Here is a 12,840-nt window from a genome sequence, read left to right on the forward strand (position 1 = left end):
TGTCGGTCACGAAGCCTACGAAGCCAAAGGAGAACCTTCCATGCTCCTAAAAGCGATAGGAGCGCCCATTCGTGCAATCGGACTTGCAACCAGCGCCATGGCGTAATCTTGCGGTGGCACCGGTGGTGGCTCTGCAACGACGATAGGTATGAATAACAACAACACGCCTGGCATCAACAATAACGGCAATAGCACCGGCATGCCGCTGGATCCGAGCGCTACCAAAAGCTTGACGAGCCCGAACGGGCAGTCGGGCACCTCGGGCGGCGACCTGAACGACTGTCAGCGCGGCGACTCCAACGGCACATCCAACCCAACGCTAAGCACTACGATGACTTCGCCTGACACGCAGCAGGCGTGCCGATAACCCGGCCTCGGCCGGGTTATAGATTAACTCTCTGCCAGACACTCGTCGGAAGGCACCTGCGGAATCGATTGCAGCAACGTCTGCCGCGCCGAGCGCAAATGCAGGCGACAGGAGAAATCGATCGCCCCTTGATCGCGCGATTCCAGTGCGGCGATATAATCCAAGTGCTCGTGAATGGCGCGTTCGTTGCGCTCGCGCGCGAAAGCTTTGTTCCACTGGTAGTGATAGTGGAAGATGATCGCGATCGCATCGTAGAAATCGGCGATGAAGCGATTCTTCGAGGCCCCGTGGATGAGCAGATGGAAGCGTTCGTCGAGGGTGGAGAACTCCTTGTAGCGCGAGTCGAGATCGTGCAGCATCGACTGGTGTTCGGCCTTGATGTCCGCCAGCGCGCGCCATGCGTCGCTCTCAGGTGGAAGCTTGCCGAATTCAGCCGCCGAATGCAGCTCGAACATCTCGCGCACGTCGGCCAACTCCAGCGCAAAATCGCGTGTGAACCCCTTGAGGATCCAGTGGCTGTTCGGGCGCTTCTCGATCAGGCCGAACCGCGAGAAGCGGATCAGGAACTCGCGAACGCTCGTGGTCCCGGTGCCGATTTCGCGCGCAAGTTCAAGTTCATTGATCTGCATGCCAGGAGCAGCATCGTCCGACAGAATGCGGCGCATGAAGCTGCGCTCGATGATGTCGTGCAGCGAGTTCGTCTCTTCCGATGGAAAGAAATCGGCCTCGGTCGGCTGCCGCAAAACGACCTTCTGACGCTTGTTCCAGCGAATGATGCCGGCATCGCTGAGCCGTGTCAGGATGGCTCGCGCGGTGCTCCGGCTGATGCCGAGCTGGGCTGCAATTTCCGGCTCGGACGGCAATGCCGCATCCGTATGCAGGGCCGCAGCATAGCGGTTGTATGCTTCCTTGAAGACTGTATTCTGCCTTGCCATACGCGCCCGCCCTCTTGCCTCGGCAACACGGATCGGCCGGCTGCAGGGCGCGGCGCGAAGCGTGGCAGAAGCTTATCTCTCAGCAATCCTTATCTTATTTTGGATCGCATGCGGCTGTTTGCCTCCCTCGTCCACAGGATCAATAATCCCGTTGACTTGAAAATGTTTATTGTAGATAAAAAACAAAATCAATGAGCATTCGCCGACGCAGCGAGTGTTTCCCTAGGGAGAAGAATGTTGACCAAAGACCCCTGGATCATCTTGTCTGCTGGCGATAACGTTGCGGTCGCGACGGCGACAATCCCCTCCGGCACGACGGTCGCCGGCGTCCAGACACGCGACAAGATCGACCCCGGCCACAAGATCGCACTGGCCGATATTCCGCTCGGCCAGCCCGTCGTCAAATACGGGCAGGCGATCGGGCGGACGACGGCCGATGTGAAGGCCGGCGACCATATTCACAGCCACAATCTCCATTTCGAAAACGATCGCCTCGCTGCAACCGCCAACTCGGCGCCCGAGGAAGCAAGTGCAGCCGACCGGGCGCGCAGTTTCATGGGCTATCGTCGTGCCGACGGTCGCTCGGCGACACGCAACTACATCGGTATCATTGCCAGTGTGAACTGTTCCACCACGGTCTGTCGCGCGATCGCCGAGGCGGCCAACCGGACGATACTTCCGCATTTCGATGGCATCGACGGTTTCGTGCCGATCGTACATGACCAGGGCTGCGGCATGAGTTCCACCGGCGACGGCATGGCGGTGCTGCACCGCACCCTTGCCGGCTATACCAGGCATGTGAACTTCGGCGGCGTGCTGATGATCGGCCTCGGCTGCGAAGTCAACCAGCTCACGCTCTACGGCCAAAGCGGTGCCGGCAATTCCAAGCGCCATTTCAACATCCAGGATGCTGGCGGCTCGCGCCGCGCGGTCGAGCGCGCCATGGGCATGCTTGGCGAGATCGCACAGGATGTCGGCAAGGAAAAGCGGGTGCCGCTGCCGATCAGCGACATCATCATCGGTCTGCAGTGCGGCGGTTCTGACGGCTTTTCCGGCATCACCGCCAACCCTGCGCTTGGAGTTGCCGCCGACTTGCTGGCGGCTGCCGGCGGCACGGCAATCCTTTCCGAAACCTCCGAGATCTACGGTGCGGAGCACCTGCTGCGCAGCCGTGCCGTCAACGAGGACGTTGCCAGGAAGCTCGACGACAAGATCGCGTGGTGGGAGAAGTACGTGGCGTTGCACGGGGCATCGCTCGACAACAATCCCTCGCCGGGCAACAAGCGCGGCGGCCTGACGACCATCCTGGAAAAATCGCTCGGCGCCGTCGCCAAGGGCGGTCGTTCGCCGTTGACGGCCGTCTATGGCTATGCCGAGCGCGTCAGCGCGCCGGGTCTCGTCTTCATGGACACCCCAGGCTACGATCCGGTCTCCGCGACCGGCCAGGTGGCCGGCGGCGCGAACATGATCGCCTTCACCACCGGTCGCGGCAGCTGCTTCGGCTGTCGTCCGGCGCCTTCGATCAAGCTTTCCAGCAATTCGGCTCTCTATGCCTCGATGGAAGAGGACATGGATATCGACTGCGGCACGATCGCGACGGGCGATGCGACGATCAGCGCCAAGGGCCGCGAGATCTTCGACCTGATCATCGACACGGCATCGGGCAAGAAGACGAAGAGCGAAGAGTTCGGCTACGGCGACAATGAGTTCGTGCCGTGGCATCTGGGAGCAACGCTCTAAATCAGACGGATATCAAGTCTTCAGAGGAGGAATGATGAGGACGAGGAAGATCGGCAGGACTGAGCTGGAGGTGACCGAAGTGAGCTTCGGTGGCGCCGCTCTCGGCGGCCTGTACCGCGCCTGCCCGCGCGAGCAGGCCATGGGGACGCTGGAGGCTGCTTGGGACAGCGGCATTCGCTACTTCGATGTCGCGCCGTGGTATGGCCTCGGCCTTGCCGAGCGTCGCGTCGGCGACTTCCTGCGCGACAAGCCGGAGAAGGAGTGGGTGCTCTCGACCAAAGTCGGCCGGCTGCTGCGCCCAGTGCCGACCGGGACGGTTCCAGACTATAGCTATGTCGATCCGCTCTCCTTCGATGCCGACTACGACTATTCCTACGATGGCATCATGCGTTCGGTGGAGTTCAGCTACGCCCGTCTTGGACTGAACCGGATCGATATCCTCTATGTGCATGATATCGGTGGGTATACGCATGGCGGGGCGAAGAACGCCGTCCTTCAGAAGCAATTCCTGGATAGCGGCATCAAGGCGTTGGAGGAGCTGAAATCCTCAGGTGCGATCAAGGCCTTCGGGCTTGGTGTCAACGAGGTGCCGGTCTGCCTCGACGTGATGCGCAATGCCGACATCGACTGCATCCTGATGGCCGGTCGCTACACCCTACTCGATCGGTCGGCGGTTGCTGAGCTGCTGCCGCTGTGCAGGAAGAAGGGCACATCGCTCGTGGTCGGCGGCGTCTTCAATTCGGGCATCCTTGCAACCGGACCCGTGCCCGGCTCGCATTTCGACTACATGCCCGCGACAGATGAAGTGCTCGCCAAGGTCGCGGGCATGGAAAAGATTGCCGTTAGGCACGGTGTGCCTTTGGCCGCCCCTGCCCTGCAATTTCCGCTCCGCGATCCGCTCGTCGCGTCCGTGCTGATCGGCACGGCCAAGGCATCGAGCCTGCAGCGCAACATGGAGCTGTTTCAGCCGGCCTTGCCGGACGCCATCTTCCCGGAATTCGAAGCTCTGACGCTCGTCGCGCCGCCGCTCGGCGAAGACGCCGTGCGTGTTTAAGGACAGACCATGCTCAAAGGTATCCATCCCATCCTCAATCCCGACCTGCTGCGCGCGATCGCCCGCATGGGGCACGGCGACGACATCGTCATTGCCGACGCCAATTTCCCGTCGAGCACGATGGGACCGGAGGTCATTCGCGCCGACGGCGTCAGCGCGACCGACATGGCCGAGGCCGTCCTGACACATTTTCCGCTCGATACGTTCGTGCCGGAAACGGCGTGGCGCATGGAGGTGGTCGGCGATCCGAAGGCCGTGCCCGAAGTTTGTGCCGAATTTCAGGAAATCGTGTCGAGGCGGGCTGGCGACTTCAGGATCGCCGCCCTCGAACGCTTTGCCTTTTATGAGCGCGCTCGCACGGCTGCCTATATCGTGGCGACGACCGAATTCCGGCTCTACGGCAACTTGATTTTGAAGAAAGGCGTTGTTCACCCGTATGAAGTATATCGCGGCTGATAGAACTTCAGACTGCGGTTGAATAAACGTAAAAACAACCACTTGCGGCGAACGAAGAAACGAAAATTGTGCCTGCCGAGCTACTTGCAATTTGACTTTCGCTCGGCTAGCTTCTCGTGGTAAATGTTTTTTATCGATAAAAATCGTCCGCATGCGTTCAGCGGTACGGTTTGTCAGGAGGAGAACGCATCTTGGAGGAGAACTACATGCGCATGAAATCCATTCTCTCCCGCCGAGCCTTCACGGCTCTCGCGGGCGCCGCCGTCATCGCCACCGCAATGCCGGTGACGTCGTTCGCGGCTGACGTGACGATCCCGATCATCGTCAAGGACACGACGTCCTTCTACTGGCAGATCGTTTTGGCCGGCGCCCGCGCTGCCGGCAAGGATCTCGGCGTCAACGTGCCGGAACTCGGTGCACAAGCCGAATCCGACATTAACGGCCAGATCAGCATTCTTGAGAACGCGGTTGCCGGCAAGCCGGCTGCAATCGTGATCTCGCCGACGGAGTTCAAGGCGCTCGGCAAGCCGATCGATGAAGCCGCCAAGTCCGTTCCGATCATCGGCATCGACTCGGGTGCAGACTCCAAGGCGTTTAAGTCGTTCCTCACGACCGACAACGTTCAGGGCGGGCGCATCGCAGCCGACGGCCTTGCCGCGGCCATCAAGGAAATGACCGGCAAGGAAGAGGGCGAAGTTGTCATCCTCACCAACCTTCCTGGCGTCGGCTCGCTCGAGCAGCGCCGCGAAGGTTTCCTGGATCAAGTGAAGACGAAGCATCCCGGCCTTAAGGTCATTGCCGACAAATACGGTGATGGTCAGGCGACAACCGGCCTCAACATGATGACCGACCTGATCACGGCCAATCCTAACCTTGTGGGTGTTTTCGCCTCGAACCTCATCTTGGGACAGGGTGTCGGCCAAGCGATCGCGGAAAACAAGCTCGGCGAGAAGATCAAGGTCATCGCCTTTGACAGCGACGACAAGACGGTTGGCTTCCTCAAGGACGGCTCGCTTGCCGGTCTTGTTGTTCAAGATCCCTACCGCATGGGCTATGACGGCGTGAAGACGGCACTCGCCGTATCCAAGGGCGAGAAGGTCGAAGAGAAGGTCGATACGGGCGCCAACCTGGTCACGAAGGCGAACATGAGCGACCCGAAGATCGACGCTCTGCTGAACCCGAAGATCAAGTAAGTCATGTGACGGTGGCCGCGCGAGACAAATCCCGCGCGGCCTTCCCTTCACCTGTGTTATCGTCCGCATCAGGAGCGCGGACGGCCGGTGGAAAGACGGCAATTCGCGAGGAGGAGACGCGCCAATGAGCCTGGAAGAGGTCAGTCATCGCCACGATGACAGCGCCACACTGACGGAGGCAAACCGCATTCCCGCGGGCGCCCCGATCCTCGAACTCAAGGGATTGCAGAAGAATTACGGCTACGTGCAGGCGCTGAAACCGGCGACGGTGACGTTCCTGGCCGGCGAGATTCATGCGATCGTCGGTGAGAACGGCGCTGGCAAGTCGACGCTGATCAAGCTGCTGACCGGCGTTATCACCAGAACGGCAGGCGAGATTTTATGGTGCGGTCATCCCGTCGCCCTGGCGACGCCAAATGAGGCGATCGTGCGCGGCATCAACGCCGTCCACCAGGAAGTGGTCCTCTGCCCGCATCTGACCGTCGCGGCCAACCTCTTCCTTGGCGACGAGGTCAATCAGTATGGCCTGATGCGCAAGAGAGAGATGGAGAAGATGGCGCAAGCCGTGCTCGACGATCTCGGCTTCGGGCTACCGGCCGGCGTCCCGCTCGCCGATCTGACGATCGGCCAGCAGCAGCTCGTCGCGACGGCGCGTGCGGCCATGCGCGGCACCCAGTTTCTGATCTTCGACGAACCGACCGCTTACCTCACGCGTCAGGAATCGGCGCAACTTTTCAAGCTGATCCGTCGCCTGCAGGGCGAAGGCGTGACGATCGTCTACATCAGCCACCGCATGGAGGAAGTGTTCGAGCTCGCGGATCGTGTCTCAGTGCTGCGCGACGGCACGCATGTCGGCACCCGCGCCATCGGCGAGACGAACGAGGCCGAGCTGATCGCCCTGATGATCAACCGCTCGATCGAGCAGATCTATCACAAGGAAGAGATCCCGATCGGAGAAACGATCCTTGACGTGCGCGGCCTTTCCGGGCCTGGCTTCGAGAACGTCTCGCTCTCGGTAAAGGCCGGGCAGATCGTCGGCCTTTACGGCCTGATCGGTGCGGGACGAAGCGAATTCGCGCTGGGCCTTTTTGGCCGGGAAAAGACAACGGCCGGTGAGATCCACTGGATGGGCAGGAAGGTCGATATCAACAACGAGCGCGCGGCGATGGAGCTCGGGATTGCACTGGCGCCGGAGAGCCGCCGCGACCAGGGTCTTTGCCTCAACCTGCCGATCGGGCTGAACATCAATCTTCCCGTCTTCAAGCGGATGAGTAAGGGCCCGGTTATCAGCCACAGGGAGGAATCGCAGAACGCCGACCAGCAGATCCGAGACCTTTCGATCAAGACGCCAAGCCGGCGCGTCCTCGTTTCCGCGATGTCGGGCGGCAATCAGCAGAAAGTCGTCATCGGCAAGTGGCTGAGCTACGGGGCACGCCTCTTCATCTTCGATGAACCGACCGTGGGCGTCGACGTTGGCACGAAGGCGGAAATCTACCGGCTGTTTGCCAAGCTTCTGCAGCAGGGGGCCGGGATCATCCTGATCTCGTCCTATCTGCCGGAGGTTTACGAACTTGCCGACAGGTTGCACGTTTTCCGTCGTGGCCAGCTTGTCGCCAGTCACGACTTCCACGCGGCAACGCACGAAGAAGTGCTCAGCGAAGCGATCGGCGTCTAAAAGAACAAGAGGGAGAGAGAACAAATGACCGTAGCCCCGACCGAAATCGCCGCGCCGCCGCCGCGCCGGAAAGTGAACATCCTCTTCGGCCTGACCCTTATCGGTCTGCTGGCCTTCCTCTGGATTCTACTCGGTTTCGTGACCGCCAGCTTTTGGACGCCGCTGAACATCTCCAACCTGTTGCGCCAAGGCGCAATGACGGCGATCCTGGCGCTCGGCCAGACCTTCGTGATCATCACCGCAGGCATCGACCTTTCGGTCGGCGCGATCGTCGGCTTCACCAGCGTGATCCTCGCCTGGCTGCTGCAGGCGGGCGTGCCGGTCTGGGCGGCCATCCTGATAACACTGCTGATCGGCGTCGCTATCGGCGCGTTCCATGGCTTCGGCATCGTCAAGATGGGACTGCCGCCGTTTATCATCACGCTGGCGACGCTCACATCGCTGCGCGGCATCGGGCTTTTGATCACCAACGGTTCCACGATCAATATTGTCAACGAGCCCTTCACCAACTTTGCTCGCGCCGATTTTCTCGGCGTGCCCAGCCTGTTCTGGATGGTCATTCTGGTCGCAGTCCCCTCCTACGTCTTCCTGCATCTGAGCCGTTGGGGACGCTATCTCTTTGCCGTCGGCTCGAACCGCGAAGCCGCCCGCCTGTCGGGCGTCCGGGTGAACGGCATCATCTATCTCGCCTACATTCTCTCGGCGACGTTCGCTGCGTTCGTCGGCGTCCTGCTTGCCTCGCGCATTGCGATCGGTAATGCGACGCAGGCGGACGGATGGGAGCTGCAGGCGATCGCCTCCTCGGTGATCGGCGGCACCAGCCTGTTCGGCGCTGTCGGTTCGGTTCACGGGCCGCTCATCGGCGCCTTTATCCTGGCAACCATCAACAACGGTGCAAACCTGCTCAACGTCAATTCGTTCTGGCAGCGCATCATCACCGGTCTGCTGATCATCGTGATCGTCTACTTCGATCAGCTGCGCCGCCGCCGCAACCCGTAAGCCGGCGTGGGGACACGAAGCCGGCCCAGAGGCCGGCTTCTTCAACTTCAGGAACGCGAGACCATCATGAAAGCAGTGCTCTGCCAAGAACCCGGCGTCCTCGAACTTGTGGAGCGCCTTTCCCCCGGCACGCCGTCAGCCGGCTGGGTCCGCCTTGCGGTCAGCCATGTCGGCATCTGTGGCACCGACTACCACATCTTCGAGGGCAAGCATCCGTTCCTCGAATATCCGCGCGTGATGGGGCACGAGATCTCGGCGACGGTTCTGGAAGCCGGTGACGGCGTCGCCATGGCAGTCGGCACGCCTGTCATCGTCAACCCCTATCTTTCGTGCGGCAACTGTGTCGCCTGCCGCCAGGGCAAGCCGAATTGCTGCACAGACATCAAGGTACTCGGCGTGCACACCGATGGAGCTTTTTGTGATGAGATCACGGTGCCGGCTGGCAATCTCTACGCTGCAAAGGGCGTGAGCCTGGAGGCCGCAGCCACGACCGAGTTCCTGGCAATCGGCGCCCATGCCGTTCGCCGTTCGATGGCGCCGACCGGATCACGCTCACTCGTCATCGGTGCAGGTCCGATCGGGCTCGGGGCCGCGATCTTCTCGCGGATTGCCGGGCATCACGTGACACTGCTCGACACCAGCTGCGAGCGGCTGCAGATGGCTGCCGATCGGTTTGGCTTTTCTTCGGGCATCGTTGCCGACGAAAATACTGCCGAGGCAGTCAAGGTCAAAACCGGTGGCGATGGTTTCGACGTCGTCTTCGATGCCACCGGCTATGGCCCCTCGATGGAGAAGGCCTTCGGCTTCGTCGCCCATGGCGGCGCGCTGGTTCTGGTCAGCGTCGTGAAGGACGACATCCGGTTTTCCGATCCGGAGTTTCATAAGCGCGAAATGATGGTGGTCGGCAGCCGCAACGCTACCCGCGTCGATTTCGAACATGTCGCGGATTCGATCGCCAAGGGCCTAGTGCCCGTCGAACAGTTGATCACTCACCGAACGACCCTGGCGGATGCACCGCGCGACTTGGCACGCTGGGCGCACGAAAAAAGTGGTCTGATCAAAGCTGTTATCAAGGTCAGCGCCTAAATGGCCTCGATCGCCGCCCGCATCTGACGGACGACGTCAGCATCCGTCCGGCTCGTCGTCGCTGCTTCGAAACCGAAGGCAACGGCCCGTGGATCGATGCTGTCGACCCGTGAGCTGCAAGAGGCGTGAACCTCGCTCGCCCCGGTGGCTCGCAGTATATCAGCGACGTTGCCCGGTCTCACGCCACTGCCCGGCATGATCGAGATACGGCCAGCCGCCTTGCTGGAAAGACGGCTCAACGTCTCGAGGCCGTCGATCGCCTTTGGCACGCAACCTGATGTCAGGATGCGCTCGCAGCCAAGCTCGATCGCCTGTTCCAGCGCCGCATCGGTGTCCGGGACAAGGTCGAAGGCCCGGTGGAGGGTCGATCCAAGTCCCTCGGCGCGAGCCTTTAGCCGGCTGATCAGAGGCATATCCAATGTGCCGTCCACGCGATTGGCGCCGATGACAACCCCGGCGAGGCCAAAGGCGCGCACGGCATCGATATCGGCCGTCATCGCCTCTTCGTCAGCCACATCGAATACGAAGGGCCCGGGATGCGGCCTGATCATCGCATAGACGGGAATAGGTGCTGCGGCAGCAGCCTTCATGAGGCCTGCAAGCGGCGTCAGTCCACCAAGCTCCAGAGCCGAGCAGAGTTCGATACGACCGGCGCCGCCCAAGATTGCAGCCGCAAGGCCCTGTGGGCTGTCCACGCATACTTCCAGCAAAACGGCCACGCCCGAATCTCCTTCTCCGCCACTGTCTCTTTAAGCGAAGGCAGTCACTTGCGCGACGGGCTCGGCAATTATTTTGGCGACGGCGTCGATGATCATGGCGCTTGCATCCGCTGAGGCTTTCCGATGGTTGAAGGCGATGTGATAGGACATCGGAATATACTCGTCGAGCTCGACGATCCGAACTTTGCCGGCAATAGGCATGGCGCTGACGCGACCGAGAAACGAGATGTAGCCGTGGTTGGCGACAAGGTCGACGATGACAGGTAGCGAGTCGGCGGCCGTGATATCCTGGTTTCGGTATCGGCGATTGTTGGTGCGCTCATGGCTCAGCGCCATCGTGGCGTGTCCGAGACCGGTGCGCGAACTCGGCGTGCAGATCGCGTGACTTTCGACAAGTTCGGCCACCGTCCGCTCGCGGCTCTGCGGCGGCGCGATAAGAACCATGTTCGTCTGCAGCAGTTCGCGGTGCTGGAAACGCTCAAGGCCGAAGACGGAATCGAGAATTGCAACATCGATACGGCCGGCTTTGAGGGCTTCCCGCAAATCATCCGCGGTCATCAGCACCAGCGAGATCGCGTTCTTATTGCGGCCGGCATTCCATTCGGCGACGAGCGCGCCAAGGCATCGCGCAACCCAACTTTCCGATCCAGTTGGAATGATCGAACCGATGCGCAGCGCCCGCGCCGTGCGCTGATAGCGCTCGTCGGCGGATGCCTTCAGTTCATTCCATCCCTGAGCGATTGCCTGGAAGATGGCATAGACCTGGTTGCCCTGCTCGGTCAGCGCAGAGCCTTGAGCCTGCCGCTCGAACAGGCGATGACCCAGCGCCTTCTCCAAAGTCGCGATCTGAAGCGAAAGCTGCGGCTGACCCAGCTTCAGCCGCCGCGCCGCACGGTTGATGCTGCCCTGGTCGGCGACCTCGAGAAAACGCTCCATGGTGGCGATCTTGAACGGCAGGCGCGATGGCCTGTCCGTTCCCATCCATCCCGCCAGCGCCTCGGCCGAGTGCACAATCGGCCGGAGCTTTTCACGCACGTCGTCGCTGGCAAGCAACGTTGCAAGCTCGCCGGAACTGCGCTCGGTCAGTTTGAGCGCCAATTCGATCTCAAGGTTGCGGACTGCTGTCGAGACGGTCGATGCCGCGAGTGAAAGGTTTCGTGCCGTCTCCCTGACCGAGCCGGACGAGAGCACGTGACTAGCAACAAACAACGTGCCGAGCTGCAACCGCTTTCTCCGTAACGATATGAAAAATCGAACGATATGATGTGTTCGCCAAAAAAGATATCCCTGTCGCGAAATCAGAAGGCTATCGTTCTTGCCAAGAACAAAACCGGGCGTGGCAGTAGAACCACTGAAGAGCACCGGACATCTGCGGAAACGCCCAAGGGAACAAAAACAAATCGCGGCGGTGATGGAAAAGGAAATGCATTTTCGCGCAAGCGTTTGCATTCACCGCCATAATCACCCCGCGAGCGCAAAACTGGAGAGGCTTGCATCGATTTTTTGAACGCGAACGCTATTTCCATCACGCACGTATTTCCGGCATGATCGCAGCGGGGCTGCTTTCGCCGGTGATTTTATACGTGGGAGCCTTCCGCCGGGGCTTTCCACGCAGTCAAACGGTGTAAATCAAGGGGACAATCCATGCTGAAGAAATTCGCTCTTGCCGTTTCGCTCTCCGCTTTTGCGGCAGGCGCGGCCCACGCTGCAGACGTCGTCGTTTCATCGAAGATCGATACTGAGGGCACGCTGCTCGGCAACGTGATCGTGCTGGCGCTCAATGCAAACGGCATCAAGACGCAGGACCGCGTTGCGCTCGGCACGACGCCGGTTCTTCGCAAGGCGATCACTGCCGGTGAGATCGACATCTATCCGGAATATACCGGCAATGCCGGCTTCTTCTTCAACAAGGCTGATGACGCAGCCTGGAAGAACCTCGAAAAGGGCTACGAGCTTGCCAAGAAGCTCGACTACGACGCCAATAAGATCGTCTGGCTGACTCCATCTCCGGCCAACAACACCTGGGCGCTCGCCGTACGCAACGACGTCGCCGGTCCGAACAATCTGAAGACCATGTCCGATTTCGGCAAGTGGGTCGCCGGTGGCGGCGCTGCCAAGCTTGTGGCTTCCGCCGAGTTCGTCAACTCGGCTGGCGCGCTCCCGGCGTTCCAGACGACCTATGGTTTCGCGCTGAAGCCGGATCAGGAAATCGTTCTGTCGGGCGGTGACACGGCCGCTACCATCAAGGCCGCAGCCGACCAGACGAACGGTGCCAACACCGCCATGGTCTATGGCACCGACGGCGCAATTCAGGCCGCCGAGCTGACGGTTCTCGAAGACGACAAGAACGTGCAGCAGGTCTATGCGCCGACCGCGATCATTCGCGAGGAAGTGCTGAAGGCAAACCCGAAGATCGAGGAAGTCCTTGCACCAATCTTCAAGAGCCTGAGCGCCGATGAACTGCGCAAGCTGAACGGCAAGATCCAGGTGGATGGCGAACCGGCGAAGTCCGTTGCTGAGGGCTACCTGAAGGAAAAAGGCTTCCTGAAGTAATCTCGTCGCCCGATGCTCCGCCCTGCCCGCGGGCGGAGCAGCCTTTCTGACCGGACAGGGATG

General features: G+C 60.8%; 12 protein-coding genes. 9 read left to right on the forward strand and 3 right to left on the reverse strand.

The genetic code is table 11. From position 1 onward, the window contains the following. The first annotated feature begins 148 nt into the window (after positions 1–148). Entirely contained in the window at positions 149–367 is a 219-nt protein-coding gene (locus tag BSG20_RS02215; RefSeq protein WP_072371280.1) for a hypothetical protein, read from the forward strand. A 23-nt stretch (positions 368–390) separates the two neighbouring features. Here the strand turns inward: BSG20_RS02215 and BSG20_RS02220 are convergent, their stop codons facing one another. Next, positions 391–1,302, reverse strand: a complete 912-nt coding sequence (locus tag BSG20_RS02220; RefSeq protein ID WP_072371282.1) for a GntR family transcriptional regulator — start codon at positions 1,300–1,302, stop codon at positions 391–393. Between the two features lie 237 nt (positions 1,303–1,539). On the opposite strand from BSG20_RS02220, the gene BSG20_RS02225 reads away from it, so the two are divergent. From BSG20_RS02225 to BSG20_RS02255, 7 genes are all read left to right on the forward strand, one after another. Continuing rightward, on the forward strand, positions 1,540–3,042 hold the full coding sequence (locus tag BSG20_RS02225; protein WP_072371954.1) for a UxaA family hydrolase: 1,503 nt from the start codon (positions 1,540–1,542) through the stop codon (positions 3,040–3,042). A 34-nt stretch (positions 3,043–3,076) separates the two neighbouring features. Beyond that, positions 3,077–4,096, forward strand: coding sequence for an aldo/keto reductase (locus BSG20_RS02230; protein ID WP_072371284.1), 1,020 nt, complete (start codon positions 3,077–3,079; stop codon positions 4,094–4,096). 9 nt (positions 4,097–4,105) lie between these two features. Next, positions 4,106–4,552 carry an RbsD/FucU family protein gene (locus BSG20_RS02235; RefSeq protein ID WP_072371285.1) on the forward strand — a complete coding sequence of 149 codons (447 nt, stop codon included), beginning with the start codon at positions 4,106–4,108 and terminating at the stop codon, positions 4,550–4,552. 206 nt (positions 4,553–4,758) lie between these two features. Continuing rightward, positions 4,759–5,745, forward strand: coding sequence for an ABC transporter substrate-binding protein (locus BSG20_RS02240; protein WP_072371286.1), 987 nt, complete (start codon positions 4,759–4,761; stop codon positions 5,743–5,745). A 124-nt stretch (positions 5,746–5,869) separates the two neighbouring features. Continuing rightward, positions 5,870–7,420, forward strand: a complete 1,551-nt coding sequence (locus BSG20_RS02245) for a sugar ABC transporter ATP-binding protein (protein ID WP_072371288.1) — start codon at positions 5,870–5,872, stop codon at positions 7,418–7,420. A gap of 24 nt (positions 7,421–7,444) precedes the next feature. Further along, complete coding sequence (locus BSG20_RS02250; protein ID WP_072371289.1) at positions 7,445–8,419, forward strand: ABC transporter permease; 975 nt, start codon at positions 7,445–7,447, stop codon at positions 8,417–8,419. Between the two features lie 66 nt (positions 8,420–8,485). Next, positions 8,486–9,505: a zinc-binding alcohol dehydrogenase family protein gene (locus BSG20_RS02255; protein WP_072371291.1), complete on the forward strand. Its 1,020-nt coding sequence runs from the start codon at positions 8,486–8,488 to the stop codon at positions 9,503–9,505. On the opposite strand, the gene BSG20_RS02260 is transcribed toward BSG20_RS02255, so the two are convergent. Next, positions 9,502–10,224, reverse strand: coding sequence for a copper homeostasis protein CutC (locus BSG20_RS02260; RefSeq protein WP_072371293.1), 723 nt, complete (start codon positions 10,222–10,224; stop codon positions 9,502–9,504). The genes BSG20_RS02255 and BSG20_RS02260 overlap by 4 nt on opposite strands. Positions 10,225–10,254: 30 nt before the next feature. Continuing rightward, positions 10,255–11,448 (reverse strand): LysR family transcriptional regulator, encoded by a 1,194-nt coding sequence (locus BSG20_RS02265; protein WP_072371295.1) that lies wholly within the window; start codon positions 11,446–11,448, stop codon positions 10,255–10,257. A gap of 420 nt (positions 11,449–11,868) precedes the next feature. Between BSG20_RS02265 and osmF the strand changes: the two genes are divergently transcribed. Then, the gene (gene osmF / locus BSG20_RS02275; RefSeq protein ID WP_072371298.1) at positions 11,869–12,777 is read left to right on the forward strand and encodes a glycine betaine ABC transporter substrate-binding protein OsmF; all 909 of its coding nucleotides are present in this window, start codon (positions 11,869–11,871) and stop codon (positions 12,775–12,777) included. Positions 12,778–12,840 lie beyond the last annotated feature (63 nt).

It is taken from the genome of Rhizobium tibeticum (genome assembly GCF_900110205.1).
Classification (GTDB): Bacteria; Pseudomonadota; Alphaproteobacteria; order Rhizobiales; family Rhizobiaceae; genus Rhizobium; species Rhizobium tibeticum.